Source organism: Pseudoscardovia radai, from assembly GCF_002259605.1.
In the GTDB taxonomy this organism is placed as follows: Bacteria; Actinomycetota; Actinomycetes; order Actinomycetales; family Bifidobacteriaceae; genus Pseudoscardovia; species Pseudoscardovia radai.
The window spans coordinates 19,798-43,395 of the sequence record NZ_MWWR01000018.1 but is presented as its reverse complement, the minus strand read 5'-3'; the positions used below and the strand labels follow the sequence as shown (position 1 = coordinate 43,395).

General features: G+C 66.9%; 17 protein-coding genes. All 17 read right to left on the bottom strand.

All coding sequences use genetic code 11. The features are described 5' to 3' along the window. Positions 1 to 41: 41 nt before the first annotated feature. On the bottom strand, positions 42 to 935 hold the full coding sequence (locus PSRA_RS07925; protein ID WP_094661363.1) for an ABC transporter ATP-binding protein: 894 nt from the start codon (positions 933 to 935) through the stop codon (positions 42 to 44). Further along, a complete protein-coding gene (locus PSRA_RS07920) occupies positions 935 to 1,738 on the bottom strand; it encodes an ABC transporter ATP-binding protein (protein WP_094661362.1) in 804 nt (267 codons plus the stop codon). Before PSRA_RS07920 ends, PSRA_RS07925 begins: the two co-directional genes overlap by 1 nt. Beyond that, positions 1,719 to 2,771, bottom strand: coding sequence for an ABC transporter permease (locus tag PSRA_RS07915; RefSeq protein ID WP_094661361.1), 1,053 nt, complete (start codon positions 2,769 to 2,771; stop codon positions 1,719 to 1,721). Before PSRA_RS07915 ends, PSRA_RS07920 begins: the two co-directional genes overlap by 20 nt. Beyond that, a complete protein-coding gene (locus tag PSRA_RS07910; RefSeq protein WP_094661360.1) occupies positions 2,768 to 3,793 on the bottom strand; it encodes an ABC transporter permease in 1,026 nt (341 codons plus the stop codon). Before PSRA_RS07910 ends, PSRA_RS07915 begins: the two co-directional genes overlap by 4 nt. Before the next feature lie 131 nt (positions 3,794 to 3,924). Further along, the gene (locus tag PSRA_RS07905) at positions 3,925 to 5,727 is read right to left on the bottom strand and encodes an ABC transporter substrate-binding protein (RefSeq protein WP_094661359.1); all 1,803 of its coding nucleotides are present in this window, start codon (positions 5,725 to 5,727) and stop codon (positions 3,925 to 3,927) included. Between the two features lie 1,336 nt (positions 5,728 to 7,063). Then, a complete protein-coding gene (locus PSRA_RS07900; protein WP_094661358.1) occupies positions 7,064 to 7,852 on the bottom strand; it encodes a type III pantothenate kinase in 789 nt (262 codons plus the stop codon). Between the two features lie 231 nt (positions 7,853 to 8,083). Continuing rightward, positions 8,084 to 9,025, bottom strand: coding sequence for a pseudouridine synthase (locus PSRA_RS09820; RefSeq protein WP_420820566.1), 942 nt, complete (start codon positions 9,023 to 9,025; stop codon positions 8,084 to 8,086). Positions 9,026 to 9,045: 20 nt separating this feature from the next. Then, the gene (locus PSRA_RS07890) at positions 9,046 to 11,172 is read right to left on the bottom strand and encodes an ADP-dependent NAD(P)H-hydrate dehydratase (RefSeq protein ID WP_158216371.1); all 2,127 of its coding nucleotides are present in this window, start codon (positions 11,170 to 11,172) and stop codon (positions 9,046 to 9,048) included. A gap of 1,408 nt (positions 11,173 to 12,580) precedes the next feature. Next, positions 12,581 to 14,467, bottom strand: a complete 1,887-nt coding sequence (gene glmS / locus PSRA_RS07885) for a glutamine--fructose-6-phosphate transaminase (isomerizing) (protein WP_094661399.1) — start codon at positions 14,465 to 14,467, stop codon at positions 12,581 to 12,583. A 245-nt stretch (positions 14,468 to 14,712) separates the two neighbouring features. After that, positions 14,713 to 15,534 carry an amino acid ABC transporter ATP-binding protein gene (locus tag PSRA_RS07880; RefSeq protein ID WP_094661355.1) on the bottom strand — a complete coding sequence of 274 codons (822 nt, stop codon included), beginning with the start codon at positions 15,532 to 15,534 and terminating at the stop codon, positions 14,713 to 14,715. Between the two features lie 15 nt (positions 15,535 to 15,549). Then, a complete protein-coding gene (locus tag PSRA_RS07875; protein ID WP_094661354.1) occupies positions 15,550 to 16,518 on the bottom strand; it encodes an amino acid ABC transporter permease in 969 nt (322 codons plus the stop codon). 1 nt (position 16,519) lies between these two features. After that, on the bottom strand, positions 16,520 to 17,440 hold the full coding sequence (locus tag PSRA_RS07870) for an ABC transporter substrate-binding protein (protein ID WP_169712492.1): 921 nt from the start codon (positions 17,438 to 17,440) through the stop codon (positions 16,520 to 16,522). A gap of 88 nt (positions 17,441 to 17,528) precedes the next feature. Then, positions 17,529 to 18,017 carry an SsrA-binding protein SmpB gene (gene smpB / locus PSRA_RS07865; protein ID WP_094661352.1) on the bottom strand — a complete coding sequence of 163 codons (489 nt, stop codon included), beginning with the start codon at positions 18,015 to 18,017 and terminating at the stop codon, positions 17,529 to 17,531. 215 nt (positions 18,018 to 18,232) lie between these two features. Next, a complete protein-coding gene (locus PSRA_RS07860) occupies positions 18,233 to 19,666 on the bottom strand; it encodes a CHAP domain-containing protein (protein WP_094661351.1) in 1,434 nt (477 codons plus the stop codon). Between the two features lie 99 nt (positions 19,667 to 19,765). Next, a complete protein-coding gene (gene ftsX, locus PSRA_RS07855; RefSeq protein ID WP_094661350.1) occupies positions 19,766 to 20,689 on the bottom strand; it encodes a permease-like cell division protein FtsX in 924 nt (307 codons plus the stop codon). A 1-nt stretch (position 20,690) separates the two neighbouring features. Beyond that, on the bottom strand, positions 20,691 to 22,106 hold the full coding sequence (gene ftsE, locus PSRA_RS07850) for a cell division ATP-binding protein FtsE (protein WP_094661349.1): 1,416 nt from the start codon (positions 22,104 to 22,106) through the stop codon (positions 20,691 to 20,693). 206 nt (positions 22,107 to 22,312) lie between these two features. After that, the gene (gene prfB / locus PSRA_RS07845; RefSeq protein WP_094661348.1) at positions 22,313 to 23,449 is read right to left on the bottom strand and encodes a peptide chain release factor 2; all 1,137 of its coding nucleotides are present in this window, start codon (positions 23,447 to 23,449) and stop codon (positions 22,313 to 22,315) included. Positions 23,450 to 23,598 lie beyond the last annotated feature (149 nt).

The following is a 23,598-nucleotide window of genomic DNA, read 5'->3' as shown; positions in this document are numbered from 1 at the left end:
GCTATCGATCCGGAGAGAATCGCGCGGAAAGAGGTGGACCGCTACATCGTGGCGGCGGCGACGAGGGTGCGGGTGTAGGGGTCGCGCGGCGCGGTGAGCACGGCGTCCACCGTTCCGGATTCCACGATGCGCCCATCGTGCATCACGAGCACGCGGTCGGCGATCATGCGCACGATTCCCAGATCGTGCAGCACCACGACCATGGCCATCGACGGATCCGCGGCACGGATGGCACGGAAGGTATCCAATATCTGGATGCGCGAGGTCACGTCGATGGCGCTCATCGGCTCATCGGCGAGCAGGATGCGCGGCCTCGTGACCAGCGCCCGGGCGATCGCCGCGCGCTGCGCCTGACCGCCGGAAAGATCCTGCGGGTACCGTTCGCCGAACAGCGTGGGGTCGAGCCCCACGGAGCGCAACGCCCCGTCCGCGCGCGCCAAGGCATCGGTGCGCCCGATGCCGCGCGCCGTCAGGGGTTCGGCGACGCTGCGCCGGATGCGCCAGCGCGGGTCGAGGGAGGCGAAGGGGTCCTGGAACACGATGCCGCTGCCAAGGCGCAGTTCCCGTCGCGCATCGGCGGTTGCGACATCTCGCCGCGGCACGCCGTGCCGCAGCGTACCAGGCCGCGGCACACCACGATGGCGCCGGGTCGCATCCACGGATTCGCCGCGGAACAGCACGTCGCCCGAGTCCGGCGACAGAAGGCCGAAGGCGATACGGGTGACGGTTGTTTTTCCTGAACCGGATTCGCCGATGACGGCAAGCGACTCGCCGGCCGCCACCGCGAAGCTCACATCGTCCACGGCGCGCGGCGCATCGTGCGACGTGGCATGCCCGACGCCACGCCCACCGGAGAAAGTCTTCACGACATGCCGCACCTCGAGCACCGGCACGCCGACGCCATGCGATGCCGCATCCTCATGCACCGATCCCATCAGGCCTCCTCTCCCCCGCGCAGCGACAGCGCGGTCGCCGCCTCGACAAGCGACTGCGTCACGGCATGCCGCGCATCATGCAGCAGAGCCTCCGTGGCGCCCTCCTCCACGATCCGCCCGGCCTCCATCACGTAGCAGCGCGTGGTGGCGCGCTTGAGAACCGCGAAATCGTGGGTGATGAACAGAAGCGACGAACCGAGGTCATCGACAAGCGATACCAGCAGGTCCACGATGCGACGCTGCACGACGGCGTCGAGCGCCGTGGTCGGCTCGTCCGCGATGATGAGGCGCGGCGACGTGACGAGCGCGGCCGCGATGGCAACGCGCTGGCGCTGTCCGCCCGACAGCTCGTGCGGGTACGCCGATTCCAGGCGCTCCGGCAGCTCCACCGCGCGCATCTGACGCAGCACACGTTCGCGGATCTCGTCGCGATCCAACTCGTAGTGCAAACGCAGCGGCAGCGCAATGGACTGCCCCACGGTGCGCACGGGGTTCAACGCGGCGGCGGGGTTCTGGAACACGGCGCCCGTATAGCTTCCACGCATCGACGCAGCGATGTTCTCATCGGCGCCGATCATCTGCGTGTCGCCAAGCAGAACGGACCCGCCGGCCGTCAGATGCGGCGGCAGGATTCCGAGGATGGCGCGCGACACCATGGATTTGCCCGAGCCCGACGGCCCGACGAGGCCGACGCGCTCGCCATCGTCGACGCGCAGATCGACGCCGCGTACGATGGGCCGTGCAGGCGCGCGCCGGCCGCGTGCCGCGACATCGACGGTCAGGTCATGCACGATGAGGCTCATGGGATTCCCCTTCCTGTGCAGGCATCCGCTCCCCTGTGAGCTCCTGCTCCCTTGTGGATGATTCGGCGGCGGCCATGTCGGATGCGGACCGGTCATCGTCCGCCGCGCCATCGCGCCGCAGATCGGCGTTGACAACGGGGTCGGCGCAGTCGCGCAGCGCGTCGCCCAGGAGGTTGAGCGCCACCACGACCATCGTGATGATCAGTCCCGGCCAGATGACGGTGAGCGGATACACGCTGATGAGCTTTGCGCAATTGGCGAGGCTGCGCCCCCAAGATGGCACGCCGGCGGGAATGCCGATGCCGAGGTATGTCAGGCCGGATTCCGCAAGAATCGCGGTTCCGGCCGACAGGCTCAGCTGCACAGCCATGGTCGGCGCGATGGCGGGCACCACGTGTCCGAAGAACACGCGCGCCTCCCCCACGCCATAACTGCGCGCCGCCTCGACGTACTGCGACGTGGCCGCGAGCTGGGCGACGGGCCGGGTGACGCGCACGATGCTCAGCGAATACGCGAAGGTGCAGGCCACCACGATGACGGCGATCGACGTCCCCAGCGGCACCGACACAAGCATGGCGACGAGCACGGTGGGCACGGCGATCAGAGTGTCGACGCACACCATCCAGGCGCGCGACCCGCGCCCCGCGCCCGCGCGGCGTCCGACGGAGGCCCAGATGCCCAGGAGCCCGAACACGGCCGTGCACAGCACCACAAGCACGACCACCTCGAGTTCGGTGAGCGAGCCGCGCATCAGCCAGCTGAGCAAATCATGCCCGGCACCATCGGTGCCCATCGGGTGCGCTGCGCTCGGCGCCGCCCACGCGTTGCGTCCGCTGGCTTCGAGCAGCGGATGCGGCGTCCAGACAAGCGACACGAGGCTGACCGCAAGCCACAGTCCGATCACGACAAGCGCATAGGCGCCGTCCGCGCGATGCCATAGCGACGACAGCACGATGCGTGCGCCGCGGAGGCGTCCGCGCGGGGCGCGGGGCGCGAAGCCGCGGTTCGAAGGGGATGTCGTGTTCCCTGTCATCGTGTTCCCTCCTTCCGAGCACCATCCGTACCATCGGCAACGCCATCCGCGCCATCCGCGCCGCCGGACGCCGCGGCCTTGAGACGCGGGTCAAGCGCGTGGTGCACGAGGTCGACCACAAGACCCATGAACAGGAAGAACGCGGTGAGGACGAGGAGCTCCGACTGCACGGCAAGCAGGTCGCGGTTGCCCAGGTCGTCCATGAGCAGCGTCGCGAGGCCCGGCAGCGCGAAGAGGTTCTCCACCACGATGACGCCGGTCAGCATGCCGGCGAAGGTGAGGCCGGCGACCGACACGATCTGCGGCGCGGCCAGACGCAGCCCCACCGTGCGCACGGCCTGCGCGCGCGTCATGCCGCACGCCATGGCCTGCGCGAGGTAGTCGGAGTCGCGCACCTCGAGCAACGCCGAGCGCGTGTAGCGCATGAATTCGGCGCCCGCGATGATGCCCACCGACAACGCGGGCAGCGCAAGCGACGACAGCGCGCGCCCGAAGGCGTGCCAGCCGCGCACCGGGAAGCCCTGCGACGGCAGCACACCAAGAAGCCCGACGCCGCGCCCGAGAAGCATGATGAGCAGGAGTCCGCCCCACAGCGCGGGAATGGACCCTGCCACGATGGCCGCGATCTGCAGGCCGCGCCGCACGCGCGCGGAACGGGACGTCACCGACAGCACACCGAGCGGCAGACCGATGGCAAGCGCCACGGCGAGCCCCATCAGGGCCAGCGGCAGCGTGACCTGGAGCCGGTCGGCTATCTCGCCGGCCACCGAGGCGCCGCTGAGCTGTGCGGTGCCAAGGTCTCCGTGCAGGATGCCGCTGAGCCAGTTCCAGTACTGGACCGGATACGGTTGGTCGAGCCCGAGCTGCTGGCGGATGCGCGCCACCTGTTCGGGCGTGGAGCTCGTGCCGCCGACGACCATCGCGAGGTCGCCCGGAAGGATCCGCAGGCAGACGAAGATCGCCGCGGATTGCACGATGAGCGCGACGACGAAGGCCGCGCATCGTTTGAGGACGAATGTCATGGTGCTCCTTCCGGGCGCGGTGCGGCGCCGGGAATATCGTATGCCGCGGCTACCCTGCCCCGCGCGGCGCTGTTTGCACAACCCCGCGCGGCACAGCCTCACGCGGCTGCCCCTGCCCTATGCGCCGGACCTTAGCCCTGCAGCAGCGAGATCTGCCACAGCGGCAGGTACGCCTGGTTCATGTTTACCGGGAAGCCCTGCACCTTGCCGCTCCACACGCTCACCACGCGGAAGTTGAACAGCCAGTCGGCGGCGGCGTCCTCGGAGACCTGGCGCGCGGCTTGGGCGAGCAGGCTGTCGGTTTCGCTCTCGTCGGTGGACGCGAGCGCCTTCGTGTAGTCCTCCTGCACCTGCGCGTTGTCGTAGCCGTAGTAGTAGTCGGGATTCGCCCACTGGCCGAAGTCGTGGCTTTCGTTATGGTCGACGAGCGACAGGTCGTAATCGTGGTTCGTGTACACGTCCGACAGCCACGTGCTGAACTCCACCTGGTTGACGGTGAGCTCGATGCCCGCGTCGGCGAGCTGGCTCGTCAGCGCGTCGCCGATCTCGCTGGAGTAGATGTTCGCGTAGGTCAGCGTGATCTTGAGCGGGTTGTCGGCGCCGTAGCCGGCTTCGGACAGGAGCTCCTTGGCCTTGTCGACGTCATGCGGGTACAGGTCGGCGAGGTCCTCGTAGCCGGGGTCGAGGCTCGGGATCGGGCCGCCGAGCGCCGTGTCCACGCCACCGCGCGCGGCGATGATGTCGTCCTCGTCGATGGCGTAGCGGATGGCCTGGCGCACGCGGATGTCGTTAAGCGGCGAGCGCGCGTTGTTGAAGGCGAGCACCATCTTGTCGGTGTCGTCGCCGGCCTCGACGTTGAAGCCCTCGTCCTTGAGCGGGGAGACCTGCGTGTAGTCGAAGCCGGAGAGGGTCTGGATGTCGCCGGAGCGGATGGCGTTGATGGCGGCGTTCGCGTCGCTGTAGTACTTGATGGTGACTGTGCCGATCTGCGCCTTGTTCGCGCCCCAGTAGTCCTTGTTGGCGGTCAGCTGCGCGGAATCGTTGGCGGTGAACTTCTCGAGCAGGTACGGGCCGGAGCCGATGGCCTGCGTCTTGGCGTCATAGCTGGCGTCCTGGTCGAACACGAGGCCGGCGCGGCCAGTGAGGTTCCACAGCAGCTGCGAATACGGGGCCGACAGCGTCAGGCGCACGGTGTCGGAGTCCACGGCCTCGACGGACTCGTAGTTGGCGATGGCGTCGTAGTCCTTGTACTGGTTGTTTTCGAGCTCGCTGATGGACCATGCCACGTCATCGGCGTCCAGGGCGTCGCCGTTCGAGAAGGTGATGCCGGAGTTGAGGTGGAAGGTGTAGACCGTGCCGTCGTCGGAGACGTCCCAGCTCGAGGCGAGGCCGGGCTGTACCGCGTTGTTCTCGTCGCGCGAGACGAGTGGTTCGTACACGTTGCCGATGAGCAGCTGGTCGAGCGACGAGCCCGACTGCGTGCGGATGTCGAGGTTCGTCGGCGACAGGACCATGCCGATGGTGATCTCGGCGTCGTCGACGGGGACGGTGGCGGCTGCGTTGGCGTTGGGGTTGGTGCCGGAGTTGACGTTGGTGCCTCGGCGCGCGATGAGGAACACCGCCACGACCGCGATGACGACCACCAGCGCCACGATGGCGATGATGCGGTTGCGGCGGGTGACGGAGGCGGTGGTGGTTGCGGAGGTTGCGGATGCGCCGGCGGTGCCGGCGCCGGCGGGTTTCTTGGTCTTCTTGGCCTTCGCGCTGAGGCTTGCGTCGAGCGAGCCGGTGGCGGGTTTCGACGATGCCGCGGGTGTCTGCGTGCCGCCCTGCTTCTGCGCGGTCGCCGACGATGCGGTGTCTGATGATTCTGCGGTCGATGATTCTGCGGTCGATGGGGTGGCCGACGATTCCGACTTGTTGTCTGTGCTCATATTCTCTCTATTCCCGGCGCATGCGCCGATCCTTATGCGTCGCCGCGCCTTCTGCGTGAACACCGATACAAGCTGTATGCAGTCTCGTCCGGTTCTTGTTCACAGGCGTCGCCGCGCTGTCAGTCAGGACGAGCCACACTATACGCTTCCGACCGGATGAACGCCTCCCGACGCCCACTCCGCATCCAGAGCGCATCATCGTGCACCCTCGACCACGATTACCTCAGCCAACACACCCCTCCGCTGCCCTAACCACCACCGAGGGAGCACAACCCTGCACCCTCAACCGGAGTTAGGGCCCAGGAAAGAGCCAACCGGACAAGTAACCGCCACCGAGGGCGCACCATCGTGCACCCTCAACCCCAATTACCCCAGCCAAAACACCCCTCCACCACTCTAACTGCCACCGAGGGAGCACAACCGTGCACCCTCGACCGGGATTAGGGCTGCGGATTGGGGAAATCGGATAGGTAACCGCCACCGAAGGAGCACTCCCGTGCACCCTCGACCGGGATTAGGGCTGCGGATTGGGGAAATCGGACAGGCAACCGCCACCGAAGGAGCACTCCCGTGCACCCTCGACCCCAATTACCCCAACGAAAACGCCCCTCCGCTGCCCTAACCGCCATCGAAGGCGCACAACCTTGCACCCTCGACCCCAACTACCCCAACCAACACGGCCTCACGCCACCCTAACTGCCACCGAAGGAGCACAACCGTGCACCCTCGACCGGGATTAGGGCTGCGGATTGGGGAAATCGGACAGGTAACCGCCACCGAAGGAGCACAACCGTGCACCCTCGACCGGGATTAGAGCCCGGAAAAGAGGAAATCGGATAGGCAACCGCCACCGAAGGAGCACTCCCGTGCACCCTCGACCGGAGTTAGGGCCTAGGAAAGAGCCAATCGGACAGGCAACCGCCACCGAGGGAGCACAACCCTGCACCCTCAACCCCAATTACCTCCACCAACACAGCCCCACACCGCCATAACCGCCACCGAGGGAGCACCATCATGCACCCTCGACCCGGGTTAAGGCACCAAATCGGGGAAACCGGACATGCAACCGCCACCGAGGGAGCACTTTTGTGCACCCTCGACCCCAACTACAACCCACACAGCCGCCGACACCGCGCCTAACCGCCATCAAAGAAGCACAACCGTGCACCCTCGACCGGGATTAGGGCTGCGGATTGGGGGAATCGGACAAGTAACCGCCACCGAAGGCGCACAACCGTGCACCCTCGACCGGGAATAGGGCATCAGAATAGGGAAACCGGACAGGTAACCGCCCCAGAAGCAACCGCCACCGAAGGAGCGCACCCTCGACACCGCGCTACTCGCGGCGGCGGGGACGCTGCTTCTGGCGCTTGTAGATGAGGTTCATCCCACGGAAGATGAGGTCCGGGTCGAAAACGTCAATCGCGTCGGTCTGCCCTTTGAACAGGTTGGAGAATCCGCCGGTCGCCACCACGGTGAACGGCGCGCCGATCTGCTCGTGGCACACCTCCACGGTTTTCTCCAGCCCGCCGAGCGCCGCGTAATACAGCCCCGACTGGATCGACGCCACCGTGTTCGTGGCCATGATGCCGCACGCGGGGCGCGCAATCTCCACGTTCGGCAACTGCGCCGTGTCGCCCGCAAGCGCATGCGCGGAGGTCTGCATGCCCGGCGCGATGACGCACATGCGGATGTTGGCGTCGGCGTCGATGTAGTTGAAGGTGGTCGCCGTGCCCATATCGATGACGAGGCTCGCGCCATCGTAAAGGTAATACGACGCCACGCAGTTGACGATGCAGTCGGTCCCCATGGTCTTGGGGTCGTCGATGCGCAGGTTCACGCCGGTTTTGACGCCCGGCCCTACGATCATCGGGTCGATGCCGAAGAAGTTCACGATGCTCGCGCGGAACGAGTGCATGACCTGCGGCACGACGGAGCAGATGATGACGCCGTCGACGTCCTTGGTCTTGTACCCACTCATGGCGAGGAACTGCACAAGCATGAGGCCGTATTCGTCGGCCGTGTGCGTGGACTGGGTGGAGATGCGGTAGGTGGCGACGATTTCGTCATCCTCGATGAATCCCAGGACGATATTCGTATTGCCGATGTCCACTGCGACGATCATGTGTCCTCCCTGCTTCGGATGCTGCAACTACGGCGGTTGCGACTGCGGCGCGAGGCGGCGCGGCTGCGCGACTGGCGCGCTCCGTGCGACGCGGCTGGTGCGGGCCCGGCTCGAGCGCGCATACGCTGCCCGGTCGGCATACGCTCAGTGTAGGCGAATGCGACGATGTTGCGGCGGCGAGCGAAGGAAAGCGACGATGGCGCGACGCCGGCCCCGCCGCATCGCAACACCTCACACCGCGAGGGGAATGCGGCTGCGGAAAACCCGGGGCGTTCCGTCGCGCGGGTCGGAGAAGCGCAGCTCGCGCGCAACGAGCTGAAGGGGCGGCGCGGCGGAATCGTCAAGGTCTCCCCGACCAGGATCCAGCACGCGCGGATACATATCGTCGCCGAGAATCGGCAGCCCCAGCGCGGCCATGTGCACGCGCAACTGGTGCGTTTTCCCGGTCCGCGGCTCCAAGCGATACGCCCGCAATCCCAGGGGCGCGAGCGCCACCCGCTCCCCTGTCTCGTCACGCCGACGCACGGCGGTCTGGTCGTCGCACAGACCGATGACGCTCACCGCATTCGTCTCGCCCGGCTCCTCGAAGGCCTGGAGCACACCGCGCAGCTTCGTGATATGCGAGCGACGCATCAACGGGAACGCGCGCGGCGGGTCAAGCGGCGTCACGATTCCCACAGGCCCGAGGCGCACGCCGGGGATGTCGGCGATCGACGGCACGCGCCGCGCCTGCGCCACGATGTCGCGCACAGGCGGAAGAACCGGCTCGTGCGGTGATCTTCCTCGTCTCGGCGACGCCATCGTGGACCCTTCGCTTTCCGCCGCCTCGCGCACGCCGCCGACCGCGCCGCGCCGCTGCAGGCGCACGGGCGCGCAGGGCGCGATGCACTCGTACACCTTGCGCACGCGGCGCTCCTGGAACAGCGTCTGGAACGCGCCGCGCAGCGCAGGCGTGCGCACGAAAACCACAACGCCCGCCGTGGCGCGGTCGAGGCGGTGCGCGGGCACGATGGCATCGTCGCCGTACATCTCGCGCAGGCGCATCAGCGCGGTGTGGCGGTACCACATGCCGCGCGGCATGGTGGGCAGCAGGTGAGGCTTGTCCAGAACGACGATATCGGCATCCTCATAGAGAATGCCGATATCGTCGGGAACGTCAGGTTCGCTCACCACCCAGCGGTGATGGCCGGAGGTCACTTGCCTTCGGCCTCGCCGGCGGCCGCGTCGGCAGCCTTGGGATCGGCGCCGGGCTTCTTCATGGCCGGCGGGGTGAGCGGGCGCAGCGCGTCTCCGTTCGGATCGTACACGCGCGAGCGCGAACGCGAGACGCTGACGGGGGCCGCGGCGGGATCGGCGGCGGAGCGGATGGGCACCACGATGTCGACGGTGCCGTCGTCCTGCTGTTCCTCCGTCACGACGTTTGGAAGCGGCTTGGGCGGAACCGGGGCCGGAGCGGGTTCGGGCGCAGGCTGCTGCGCCTGGGGCTGCGCGACGGCGCCCGCGGCATCAGACGTGCCAAACTGCGCGGCATCCGGGGCGAAGGAACCGGGCACGAAGCGCTCGGCCGCACCGAACGGGGCGCCGTCCTGCGAGGCGGCATACGGAGCGCCGGCACCCGGGGCGGGGATCACATAGCGCTCGTGCGTGAACGTGCGGATCTGGGAGCCGGGGATGGACACGCGGCCGGAGCCGCCCTTGCCGGGCAGCGTGCGAATCGTGGACGAGAACACATCCACCACCTGCGAACCGGGCACGGACACGCGGCCCGAACCACCCTTGCGCACGGCGGGCGCCGCCGGCTTGGCGGGAGCGGGCGCGGCCTTCGGGGCCTGGGCGCCGGGCACCGCGATGCGGCCCGAACCGCCCTTGGCCGCCTTCGCGGCCTGCGCGCCCGGAACGGCGATGCGACCGGAGCCGCCCTTGGGAGCCTGCGAGCCAGGAACGGCAATGCGGCCCGAGCCACCCTTGGGAGCCTGCGAGCCAGGAACGGCAATGCGGCCAGAACCACCCTTCGGCGCCTGGGAACCCGGAACTGCAATGCGGCCGGAACCGCCCTTCGCGGCCTTCGGGGCCTGCGAGCCGGGCACCGCGATGCGGCCGGAGCCGGATGCCACGGCGGAGGCGGAGGGAGCGGCGGTTTCCTCGAGCGCGGACGCAGGACGCGCCTGCGAGCCGGGGATCACGATGCGGCCGGATCCGGCCCACGCGACGACGGTCGGGCGGGCGGGCGTACCGAAGTCCGGGACCACGCGACCGTCAGACGGAGGGTTTGCGGCGCCGCCGTCCTGCGGTGCGGCGGGCCAGCCGGCGGGCGCACCGCCCTGGCCGGGCTTACCGAACTGGCCGGCGGCGGGTTCGGGCTCCGCAGGCGCGAACAGCGCGCGGTACTTGCGCTCGATCTCGCCGGTCGGATCGATGATGGCGCGGATGCGCGCGTACGTTCCCTCGTTGGGGTTGGCAATCGTCTCGTATGCAAGCGGCAGGCAGGAGACGACGTCGGAGGCGTTGATCGGACCGCCGTTGGTGGTGACCATGAACGGGAGGAGTCCCATGGCGCACACGGCCATGGCATCGTGTGCCGCGAGCGCGCCCGCGAGGCCATGCAGCGCGACGCCCGTCGCCGCGGCCTGCGCGAGGGTGAGCTCACCCGCGTCGATGCGTGCGGCGTTCTGCGCCACGATGGTGCCGATGACGCCGGCGAGCACGTCGCCCGTGCCGGCGGTGGCGAGCCAATGCGTGCCCTGCGTGTATTCGAGCAGGTCGCCCGGGCGGTTGGCGGTGGCGATGACGGTGTCGGAGCCCTTGAGCACGCATACGCAGCCGAGGCGGTCGGCAAGGATCTGCGCCCAGATGCGGGGAGACGATTCGACCTCGCCGTGGTGCACGTCGTAGCCCAGTGCGCGTGCGAGCGCGGCGGCCTCGCCGGAATGCGGCGTGATGACGGTGCGCGCGATAACCGGCGAATCCGGCGCGGACTTCGCGGCGGTGTAGAACGCACCGAGGGCGCCGGCGTCCATGACGATGAACGGCATGGCGCCGTCACGGCCGCGGTCCTTGGTGACGAGGGAGCCGGGCAGCAGCGACAGGATAAGCGTGCGGCGGCCCGATTCGGCGATGGCGCTGTCCATGCCCGAGCCCACGACCCAGGCGTTCGCCGTTCCCTCGCCGAACACGACCTCGGGATGCGCGGCAAGGATCGCGTCCTCGCAGCGGCGCGGACCCACGTAGCGCACGTAGCCGGCGCCCGTCTGAGTGGCGGCCGACACGCCGAGCAGCGCGGCACCCGGGTATCGCTCCGATCCCGTGACGAAAGCAACCACGCCACGCGTGTACTTGGAATCCTTCAGTCCCGGGACGTGGAGAACTGTTCCAGCACATTGCAAATCCCACTGCATAAACTGTCTCTCCCTCTCCATTCATTGGTGCAGCGCTTATGCGCATACATGCATACAGTTTAGGAATCTGTTTCCTACCCTACCCCCTCTCCACGTCAAGAAGATGACGCGTTCATCTCAAATTCACACCGTGGTGTGCGACACCACCCTTCCGTCCGCCCGCCGTACTCCCGAAGCGCGCTATTCATCGTATGGGATCGCCGGGGCGACGCGCCAAGTTCACTATGTGGGCCGTTTCCCATTCTGCGACCCTTCCCAATCCCCTGTCCTCTCCTACCCGCCACCGAAGGCGCAACATCGTGCACCCTCGACCCCGATTAGGTCAGGAAAAGCCGGGATCGGGCAAGGTACCCGCCACCCAAGGTGCAACATCATGTACCCTCGACCGCAATAACCCTTCCCCACCACCCTTTTTCCCCGCCCAACCCACGCCGAGGGAGCACAATCGTGCACCCTCAACCACGATTACCCTTCCCCACCACCCCTTCTCCCCACCCAACCCACGCCGAGGGTGCAATTCCGTGCACCCTCGACCCCAATTAGGCCAGGAAAAGCCGGGATCGGGCAAGGTAACCGGCACCCAAGGTGCAACATCGTGCACCCTCAACCCCAAATACCCCGCCTTGACAGCCCTTTTCCTCCTCTAACCGCCACCGAAGGAGCAATTCCCTGCACCCTCGACCCCAGATACCCCACCCCAACAGCCCTCTTCCCTACTCAACCCGCGCTAGGGAGCACAATCATGCACCCTCGACCCCGATTAGGGCGGTATCGGCCAGAGAAAGACGGGATAACCCGCGTCGAAGGTGCAAAATCGTACACCCTCGAACGGGAATAGGTGGGGAAAGCCGGAATTAAGCGGGGTAACCGGCACCCAGGGTGCAATTCCGTGCACCCTCGACCACCGTTAGCGCAAAAAAGCTGAGGAAATGTGAGGCAATCAGCACCGAGGGTGCAAGATTGTGCACCCTCGACCCCAAATACCTCGCCTTGACAGCCCTTTTCCTCCTCTAACCGCCACCGAAGGAGCAATTCCCGCACCCTCGACCGCAATAACCCTTCCCCGCCACCCCTTCTCCCCACCCAACCCACGCCGAGGGTGCAAAATCGTGCACCCTCGACCGGGGATAGGGAGGAATCGACCAAGGAAAGATGGGCTAACCCGCACCGAAGGCGCAACATCGTGCACCTTCGACCCCGATTAGGCAGGGAAAAGCCGGGATTGTGCAGAGTAATTGGGGTCGAGGGTGCAATTCCGTGCACCCTCGACCCCGATTAGGCCAGGCCGTCGCGCCGCCCCGCCGTCGCGCCAGCGCGCCCCAGCCCCTCTCGACTACTCCACGGTCACCGATTTGGCGAGATTGCGCGGCTTGTCGACGTCGTAATGCTTGAGCATCGCCATGTCCATGGCGAACAGCTGCAGCGGCACCACATCCACGAGCGGGCTCATCAGCGTCGGGCACTCGGGACGCCAGAACACCACGTCGGCCTTCTGCGCCACGTCCTCGTCGCCCTCCTCGGCCACGGCAATCGTGAAGGCACCGCGCGCCTGCACCTCCTCGATGGCGCTCATCACCTTTGCGTGCAGAATGTTGCGCCCGCGCGCCGGCGGCACGATCACCACCACCGGCTCGCCCTCGTCCACCAGCGCAATCGGCCCGTGCTTGAGCTCGCCCGCGGCGAATCCCTCGGTAAAGGTGTACGCGATCTCCTTGAGCTTGAGCGCGCCCTCGAGCGCAATCGGGTACCCCACGTGCCGGCCCAGGAAGAGGAAGGAATGGGCGTCGACCATGCGCCGCGCGGTGTCGTGGATCGTCTGCGGCTGCGTGTCGAGCACCCACTGGATCTTCTCGGGCATCTGCGACAGCGCCTCAAGCGTGTTGCCGATCTCGTCGCGGTACATGGTGCCTTTGGTCTGCGCCAGGTACAGGCCGAGCAGGTAGGCGGCGGTGATCTGCGCAAGGAAGGCCTTCGTAGAGGCGACGGCGATCTCCGGGCCGGCGTGCGTGTACAGCACGGCGTCGGATTCGCGCGGGATGGAGCTGCCCTGCGTGTTGCAGATGGCGAGCACCTTCGAGCCCTGCTCGCGCGCGTGGCGCAGCGCCATCAGCGTATCCATGGTCTCGCCGGACTGCGAGATGGCGACGACGAGCGTGCGCGGCGTGAGGATCGGGTCGCGGTAGCGGAATTCGCTGGCGAGTTCCACCTCGACCGGGATGCGCACCCAGTGCTCGATCGCGTATTTGGCCACGATTCCCGCGTACGATGCGGTTCCGCAGGCCACCACGATGATTTTGTCGATGGACTTGAACGCGTTCTCGTCGATATGCAGCTCGTCGAGGTTGAGCCGCCCGTCGAGGTCCACGCGCCCGAGCAGCGTGTTGCGCACGGCCTCCGGGTCCTCGTGGATCTCCTTGTCCATGAACGAATCCCAGCCGCCCTTCTCGGAGGCGGAGGCGTCCCAGTCCACGGTGAACGGCTTGGCCTCGACGGGGTTGCCGTCGAAATCGGTGACGGTCACGCTGCCGGCGCTGATGCACACGGCCTCGTCCTGGCCGAGCTCGAGCGCGTTCTTGGTGTAGGCCACGAACGCGGCGACGTCGGAGCCCAGGAAGTTCTCGCCGTCGCCGAGGCCCACGACGAGCGGCGAATCGTGGCGCGAACCGACCACGATATCGGGCTGGCGCACGTCAACCGCAAGCAGCGTGAAGGCGCCGGACAACATGCGCGAGACGCGGCGCAGCGCCTCGAAGAGGTCGGGCGTGCCGGTTTCGTCGATGACCTGGTTGGCGATTTTCCCGAGCAGCTTGGCGGCGACCTCGGTGTCGGTGCCGGAGCTGAAGGAGTAGCCCTCGGCCTGCAGCTCGAACTTGAGCTGCGCGGCGTTCTCGATGATGCCGTTGTGGATCAGCGCGATCTTGCCGTCCTGCGAGATATGCGGGTGTGCGTTGACGTCGCTCGGCGCGCCGTTCGTGGCCCAGCGCGTGTGGCCGATGCCGACGGTCGCGTCGGGCATGGGGCTGCGCTGCGTCTCCTTGACGAGGTTGTCGAGGCGCCCCGCCTTCTTCCTGAAGACCACGGTGTCCATGCCGGGCGCGGCAAGCGCGACGCCGGCGGAATCGTATCCGCGGTATTCCAGACGCTTGAGGCCCTGCAGGCACACTTCCAAAGGCTTTGCATTGGCGGGAGCGGGTCCCGCGTATCCTACGATTCCGCACATGCTTGCGATTGTATAGGACATCCGTGGCGACACGGCGCGATCGGTGCCGTGAACGCGCCGAACCTCCACGCCCCGCGCGTGTCGGCAGCGGGTCCGGGGCTTGGGGAAACACGATTTTCCCTGCCTGCACAGGAACGCCCGCCCAGAAACACGATTTCCCCGCCGGAAAACACGATGCCGCCGGTTCCACAACGGAACCGACGGCATTCGCAAAGGCGTCGCGCCCGGCCAGAACGCGCCCTCTCTTAAAGCACGGACGCGAGGAAGGACCGGAAGCGCGGGCTTTCCGGATTGTCGATGATCTCCGGGCCGCCCTTCTCGACCACCACGCCGCCGTCCATAAACACCACCTGGTCGGCTACCTCGCGCGCGAAGGCGATCTCATGGGTCACCACGACCATCGTCATGCCATCGTCCGCCAGGCCGCGGATGACATTGAGCACCTCGCCCACGAGCTCGGGGTCGAGGGCCGAGGTCGGCTCGTCGAACAGCATGATGTCGGGGTGCATGGCGATGGCGCGGGCGATGGCCACGCGCTGTTGCTGGCCGCCGGAGAGCTCCGACGGGTAATGCCCCAGGCGGTTCTGCATGCCCACGCGCGTGAGGTCCTTGACCGCCTCGGCCTTGGCGTCGGCCTTAGACATGCCCTTGACGTGCACGGGCGCCTCCATGACGTTCTCGAGCACGGTTTTGTGCGGGAACAGGTTGAAGCGCTGGAACACCATGCCGATGCGGGAGCGCTGCTCGGCGATCTCGTGGTCGCTCATGCGGCGCAGGCGGTCCTGCCCGCGGTGCATCTCGTGCTTGTAGCCCTGGAGCTGGCCGTCCACGTAGATCTCGCCGCCGGAGACGGTCTCGAGCTGGTTGATCATGCGCAGCAGCGTGGACTTGCCCGAGCCGGAGGGCCCGAGGATCACGGTGACGGTGCCGGGCATCACGGTCAGGCTCACGCCCTTGAGCACATGCAGCGAGCCGAAGGCCTTGTGCACCTCGCGGATGTCGATGGCCGGACGGGCGGCATCGTTGGTCTTAGCGTTCTTCGCGATTGTCTCAGTCTTCTCAGTCATTCGTCTGTCCTCCCCCTACGCGTTGAGGCCGATCATCTGCACGTCCTGGCGGTCCTCGGCACTGGCCTTGGTGCGCTTCGTCTCGGTGGCGTCGGCCGGGTCGAACTGCTCCACGCCGCCGCGGATGTCAAAGCCCTTGCCGAAATGCTTCTCGAGCTTGGACTGCACCACCATGAGGATGGACGTGATGACGAGGTACCAGATGGCCGCCACAAGCAGCAGCGGGATCGGCTTGTACACGCGGTTCGCGAGCGTGGTCGTGACGTACTGCAGCTCCAGCGTGAACGGCACGGCCAGCACAAGCGAGGTGGTCTTGAGCATGCCGATGACCTCGTTGCCGGTGGGCGGGATGATGATGCGCATGGCCTGCGGCAGGATGATGCGGCGCATGATGAGGCTCGGCTTCATGCCGAGGGCCTCTGCCGCCTCGCGCTGGCCGGGGTCGACGGCCTCGAGGCCCGCGCGCACGATTTCCGCCAGATACGCGGCCTCGTTAAGCGCCAGGCCGATGATGGCCGCGCGGCTGGCCGTGAACACGTCGGCCGTGTTCCAGCTCCAGAACTCGGGGCCGAACGGGATGCCGAGGCTCAGCTTCGGCATGAGCACGGAGATCAGGCCCCAGAACACGAGCTGCGTGTACACAGGGGTTCCGCGGAAGAACCAGATGTAGAACCAGCTGACGCCGCGCAGCACGGGGTTCGACGATTTGCGCATGATGGCGAGCGCCACGGCGAGCACGATGGCGATGACCATCGACGCCACCGTGAGGATCAGCGTCCAGCCCACGCCGCTGAGCACATGCTCGTTGAACAGATACGTCCACACGACGTTCCACTCGAAGTTCTCGTTCGTGACGAGCATGTGGATGAACTGCGCCGCGAGGATCGCGACGATGACGGCCGCCACGATGGGCCCCGGGCGGCGCTGTGGCAAGGCGTCGATCTTGTTGGGGATATCGGGTTCCTGTTGCTTGCTCTTCTTCATTCTATTCCACCTCGGGGTTGATCTCGGATGTCTCGATGGCGCCGGACTCCACGCCCCATGCCTCGAGGATCCTCATATACGTGCCGTCGTCTATAAGCTGCTGCATGGCCTGGCGGAGAGCCTCGGCCGTGGCCGTGTCATCCTTCGCCACCACGATGCCCTGCGGCGCCACACCGTGCATACCGCCGATCGTCTCGAGCTTGTCGCCCGTCTGACGCACCGCGTAGTCGCCGACCGTAGAATCCACGTCCATCACGTCGGCTTTGCCGGAGACCACGGCCGTTGCCACGGAGGTCTGCCCCGCGTACGGCTGGATGTCGATGGACGGCTGGCCCGCCGCCACGCATTCCTCGTTGATCTCGGTGACCTCGTCCTCCTCGGCCGTGGCCGTCTGCACGGCCACCTTGCGTCCGCACAGGCCGTACTGCGCCGTGGGATCGATGCCCGTGGGGTTGCCCTTCTGCACCACGTAGACCATGCCGGCCGTGTAGATGCTCACGAAGTTGACGCTTTTCTCACGTTCGGCGGTGATGGTGAATCCCGACATGCCGATGTCGTATTTGCTTCCCACGGCGGGGATGATCGAATCGAACGACGACGACTGCACCTCCACCTCGAGCCCAAGCACGGCGCCCAGGGCCTTCGCGAGGTCCATCTCGTACCCGATGGCCGTCTTGTTGTCTTCGGTGAGGAACTCGGCGGGCGGGAACGTCGTCTCGCTTCCGATCGTCAGCACCCCGTCGCCAGCGACGGATTCGGGAAGCAAAGCGGCGATCTCATCGTTCTTCGTCACATTCGACAGGTCGATCGATTTCGCCTGGTCGTCCAGACCGTCCGACGTTCCGCACGCGGCGCAGCCGAACAGGGCCAGTGCCGCGGCAAGAACGGCCGCGGCGACGCGCTTGGCAGGTTTTGCGCGCATGTCACTCCTTCTCATGCCGCGTGGTGCGGCACGGCGCTGAATGCGCCATGCGTCGCCGCGCGGCTTCTTCTATGCGAGGCCGACCGCCTCAGCGTATGCCCCTCAGGTTACGGGCGCGCATGGCGCGCAGGGCGTCGCGCTTGTCCTGCGCCTCGCGCAGACTCTGGCGCTTGTCGTATTCCTTCTTGCCGCGGGCGAGGGCGATCGTGGCCTTGACGCGGCCGTCCTCGTTGAAATGCAGGTCGAGCGGAACGATGGTGTAGCCCTTGGCTTCGATCTGGCGCGAAAGCTTGGCTATCTGCTGCGCGTGCAGCAGGAGCTTGCGCTTGCGCTTGGGCGCGTGGTTCGTCCACGTGCCGTTGAGGTATTCGGGGATGTTGGCGTTCTCGAGCCACACCTCGCCGCGGCGATCAATGGAGACGAACGCCTCCGCGAGCGATGCGCGGCCTTCCCTCAGGCTCTTGACCTCGGTTCCGGTCAGCGCCAGGCCCGCCTCGTAGGTGTCCTCGATCTCGTAATCGTGGCGCGCGCGACGGTTGGTGACGATATTCGCCTCGTTTTTCTTCTGTGATGCCATTGCGTTCACCTCCTCGGTGGTTGGGTTTCATACGATTCCGAAGCGCGGGCAACGCCACGCGACGCGGAACCATACGATACGCCGGGCGGATCCCGGCGCAGCACCTTGCCACAATAGCAAAACGCCGCCCCGGACGGGGGCGGCGTTCATGGACCGCGGACGCGGAAGGCCGAATCTGCAGGTCCTGCACCGGATAATCGGTCCGGTGACCGGGATCAATGCACGTACCAGTACTGTCCCGGGTTGCTCAGCGTGCGGTAATGCGCGGCATAGAGAACGCCAAGCCAGTTGCTTTCCGAAATGAGGATGGAGCCGGAGTACACGGCCTCGACCACACCTACATGGCCATAGGTGCCGTCGGCACCGGCCTGTCCGGGCAGGAACGAGATGGCGGCGCCCACCTGCGGCGTGTGGTCGACGCGTAGACCGTAACGCGGCGCGGTCTGCCACCATTGGCCGCCGTTGCCGAGGAAGCTCGGCGTGCCGATGCCCATCTGCCTGCGGCGCTCGTAGGCATACCACGTGCACTGGCCCGCGGCGTAGCGGTTGCCCACGTCGCCGTTGCTCGTGCCCTGGCCGCCGCTGGAACCGCCGGAGTTGGAGCTGCCCGAATTGGAAGGGCCGGGGTTCGACGGGGCAGGGTTCGACGGGGCGGGGTTCGACGACCCGGAGTTCGTGTTGCGGCCGGGGTTGGAATTCGAGGCACCGGAGTTCGACGACGCATTGCTGCCGGACGGCGTCGTGGAGCCCTGCGGGCCGCCCGATACCTGCGAGGCGGCGGCGGCCTGCTGCGCGGCGTACTGACGGTTGAACGAATCGATCTGGGACTCGAGCAGCACGGTCTGGGCGGCCTGCTGCGCGGCCTGGGTCTGCAGCGAGGAGACCTGCGACTCGAGCGACGCGCGCTCTTCCTCGCCCTGCTGGCGCAGCGCGTCAAGCGCATCACGCTCGGCCTGGGCCTCGGTGGCGGCCTGCTGCGCGGCCTGTGCCTTCTGGTCGGCCTCCACCTTGAGCTGCTCGACCTCCTGCTCGATGGCGGCGAGACGCTCGGAGCGGTTCTGCGACGTGCTCAGGCTGTTGGCGGCGTCGGACGCGGCGTTGGCCTCGGTACGGCTCAGCGCATCCTGAGACTGCATGGAGCTGATGAAGTCGGAGGTGGATGTGGAGTTCGTCACCACGCCCATGATGGCGGAACTCGATGATCCGTGCATGGATTCGCGGGCGGTCTGCGCCACGGCGGCGCGGGCGTCGTCATAATCGGCGCCGGTCTGTTCGATCTGCTGCTGCAGGTCGGCTGCGTCCTTCTGGGCGGCTTCGAGGCGGCTCTGCGCGCTGTCGGCCTCCTGCTGCGCGGTGGCGGCGTCGGTGTTGGCCTGCGTCACCTTGGCTTGCGCGGCGGGGATCTGATCGTTCGTCAGGCTGTCCAGCGCCACGATTTTGTCGGCGAGATCCTGCTGGACGCCGGCCAGCTGAGCCCTCAGCTCGGCTTCGCGCTGCTGGCTCGACGTAGCGTCGGCCTGGGCCTGGGCGATCTGGCTTTTGTCGACCGCCTGGGCGGCCGGCGCGGGCATCATCATGCCCATCGGAACGCACAGCGCCGCGGCAACAGCCATGGACGTCACGATACGCAGGTGTCGTGCTTTCCTCATGTATTGTCCTTCCTGTCCCGTCGGCACACGTCTGCGCCGACGGCTCGTTTGGTACATCACACCATAGCAGATGTCTCTGGGAGCGGGGCTCGCCGGGCATCACACCTTCAGGTAGCGGCGCAGCGAAATCGACGACGACAGCGCCGACAGCACCACCGAGCCGATGATGAGGAACGGCGAGAGCACCAGCACGTCGCGCACCGTGATGAACGGCATCCACGTGATCGAGTTCGCGAGCCAGTTCGTCACGAAGGTATGCACGATGGCGCCGAGCGCCACGCACGACAGCACCGATCCCAGCAGCGAGGCGAACACTCCCTCGAGCACGAACGGCAATCGTATGGTCCAGTTCGACGCGCCCACCAGGCGCATGATCTCGACCTCCTCCTTGCGCGACTCCGCGGACATGCGAATCGTCATAGCCGTCAGCATGACGGCGACCACCACCATGACCACGGCCAGCGCCAGAGACACGGCGGTCAGACGGTTGAGCACCGAGAACACGGGCTCGAAGATCTGCCGCTCGTCGACCACCTCCTCCACGCCTTCGCGGCCCGAGAGCACTTCGGAGACGACCTCGTACTTCGACGGGTCGGAGAGCTTGAGCCACAGGGAGTCCTGCATGTCGTCGGCGGTCAGCGTGCGGCCCTGGTACACGCCGTTGGGGTACTGCTTGAGGAACTGGTCCTGGTAGAACTGCTCCTTGCTCATGAACGTGACCTGCGAGACCTGGTCCGCCAGCTCGTTCTGAATCACCTGCTGCAGGTCGTTGATCTGCTGGGTGGTGGCAGCGGTTCCGGCGGAGCAGTTCGCCGACTGGCTCGTGCCGTCAGGGCACAGCCACACGACCACCTCGACCTTGTCATACCAATCGCCCTTCGCCTTCGACACCTGCTGCTGGAGCAGCGAGGATGCGCCGATGAAAAGGAAGGAGATGAAGGTCACAAGCAGCACGGAGACGATCATCGTGCCGTTGCGCTTGAGACCTGCCCAGGTCTCGGACATCACGAAACGGAAATGCATGTCAGTTCGTCCCTTCTTCGGAGCGGGGGTCGGTGGTACGAGGATCGGTGGCGCGCGGGTCGGCGGTACGGGCGGCCGGCGGAGCCGGCGGCGCGGGCGGCGGCGGGACGGGGAGCCCGGCGGTGCGGGCGGTTTCCTTGGCGGTGCCGCGCACGAGCTCGGCCAGCGAGTCGACATGCGAGGCGTCGGTCGGCTCCGACGGCGCGGGCGGCGCGACGGCGGATGCGGTTGCAGCGGTTGCGGCGGCGGTTTGTGCGGCAGCGGCAGACAATTCCTCCGTCTGCGTTCCGGCCGCCTGCTCATCCCGCGCGATGGCCATCGTATCGGCGGAGCGCGTATCGGCGGAGCTCGGACGGAACTTCGCATCCGCGGCGTCACCGTCGGCTGCCTTCGCGGCGGCCGGGCTCTGGGCGCCCTTATCCGCGCCCTGCGGCGCGTCGAAATCATCGACAAGCTCGTGCTTGCGCAGCTCTTCGAGCGGCAGGCCCTTGCCCCATGTCAGTGTGTCTTCGATGTTCTCGAAGGCCTTGCCGTACACGCCGGTGCTGCCCGAATGGATGGTCTGCTCGAGCGTCTCGATGTCGCGGTCGGCGGCGGATTTCGGATCCGTCAGGCGAACGGTCTCGCGCTCGGCGCGCCTCGAGGCCTTGGAGTCCTCGGATGCGGGCGTGCCGGCGCCATCGTCGAGGGCGGCGTCGCGCTCGGCCTGCGCATCCGGGAAGTAGCGGGCGGAATCGTATTTGCCGTTGAGCTCGTCGCGCACGAGGCGGCCTTCGTTGAGCTCGAGCACGCGGCGGCCCATCGAGTTCACGATTTCCTCGTTATGCGTGGCCATGACCACCGTGGTGCCCGTCAGGTTGATGGCGTTGAACACGCGCATGATGCCAACCGACGTGGTCGGGTCGAGGTTGCCGGTGGGCTCGTCGGCGAGGATGATCTTCGGCTGGTTCACGTAGGCGCGGGCGATGGAGACGCGCTGCATCTCGCCGCCGGACAGCTCGTTCGGGCGTTTGTCGGCCTTCGACTCGAGGCCCACGTCCTTCAGCGCGCGGTCCACGCGCGGGCCGATCTGCGAGCGCCGCATGCCGATGACCTCGAGGGCGAAGGCCACGTTCTCGCGCACCGTCTTGTTCATGAGCAGCTTGTAGTCCTGGAACACGAAGCCGATCTCGCGGCGGTACTCCGGCACCCTGCGGTTCGGGAGGCGGCGCAGGTCGTGGCCCGCCACGCGAATCTCGCCGGACGTGGCCGACTCCTCGCGCAGGAGCAGGCTGAGGAACGTGGACTTGCCCGCGCCGGACGCGCCCACGAGGAACACGAAGTCGCCGCGGTCGATGGAGACCGTCACGTCGTCAAGGGCCGGGCGGGGCGAGCCCTTGTATCTTTTCGTCACATGCTCGAGGCTGATCAATGCCATGGTTACGCTCTTTCTGATTCCTGGCGTGGATGCCTGTGCCGGAGGGGCCGGGGTGTGCCGGATGGGCCGGAGGTGTCGCCGGGCCGGTTATCGGTCCCGGCGAACCGGGGATGAATTATCGGAAATCGTCGAACGGGAAATCGTCGAAAACCGACGGGGCCATCGTATGCCTTCCCGGCGCCCCGCCCGCCTTCACGCCACGCGGCCTACTCGGCCTGCGCGGCCTCCTCCTTCGCCTTGCGGCGTTCCTGGTGGCGCCAGCGGATGCCGGCGTCGATGAACGCGTCGATGTCGCCGTCGAAAACGCCCTGGGTGTCGGACGTCTCGTAGCCCGTGCGCAGGTCCTTGACCATCTGGTAGGGGTGCAGCACGTAGGAGCGCATCTGGTCGCCCCAGCTGGCCTTGATGTCGCCGGCGAGCTCCTTCTTGCGCTTGGCCTCCTCCTCATGCTTGAGGACGAGAAGGCGCGACTGGAGGACGGCCATGGCGGCGGCGCGGTTCTGGATCTGGCTGCGTTCGTCCTGCATCGACACGACGAGGCCAGTGGGAAGGTGGGTGATGCGCACCGCGGAATACGTGGTGTTCACGCCCTGGCCGCCGGGGCCGTGCGCCTGGAAGGTGTCGACGCGGATGTCGGAGTCGGGGATGTCGATGTGGTCGGTCGCGGCGACGAGCGGGAGCACCTCGACGGCGGCGAAGCTCGTCTGGCGGCGGCCCTGGTTGTCGAACGGCGAGATGCGCACGAGGCGGTGGGTGCCGCCCTCGACCGACAGGCGGCCGTAGGCGTACGGCTCGTCGACCTGGAACGTGGCGGACTTGATGCCCGCCTCCTCGGCGTAGGAGGTGTCGAGGATCTTGGTCTTGTAGCCGTGGCGCTCGGCCCAGCGCAGGTACATGCGCAGGAGCATCTGCGCCCAGTCGGCCGCGTCGACGCCGCCGGCGCCGGAGCGGATCGTGACGACGGCGGCGCGTTCATCGTATTCGCCGTCCATCAGCGTCTGGATCTCCATGTCGGCGAGGTCCTTGTTGAGCTGCTTGAGCGATTCGATGGCCTCGTTGCAGGTGTCCTTGTCGTCTTCCTCGGAGCCGAGCTCGTACAGCGTCTCGACGTCCTCGATCCTGCGCTGCGCGTTGGTGAGGCGCTTGAGCTGGGATTCCGCCGCGGAGAACCGGCTCGTCACGCGCTGGGCGTTCTCCTGGTCATCCCACAGCCCCGGCGCGCTCGCCTCCGCCGCGAGGGCCTTGACGGACTTGGCCAGTGCGTCCATGTCGACGGCCTTGGCGATCATGTCGAATTTCGCCTTGGTCTCGTTCAAATCCTGAGTAAAGTCATAGTCTGCCACGTCTCTATACCATACAGGGAACCGCCTACCATGCACGCGGAGCGGGGTTCCATCACGATTTCCCCACCTCGCCCGCCGTCGGCCGGTCTCGTCGGCGCCTCCCATCGACCTAACCGCCACCGAAGGCGCACAACACTGCACCCTCGACC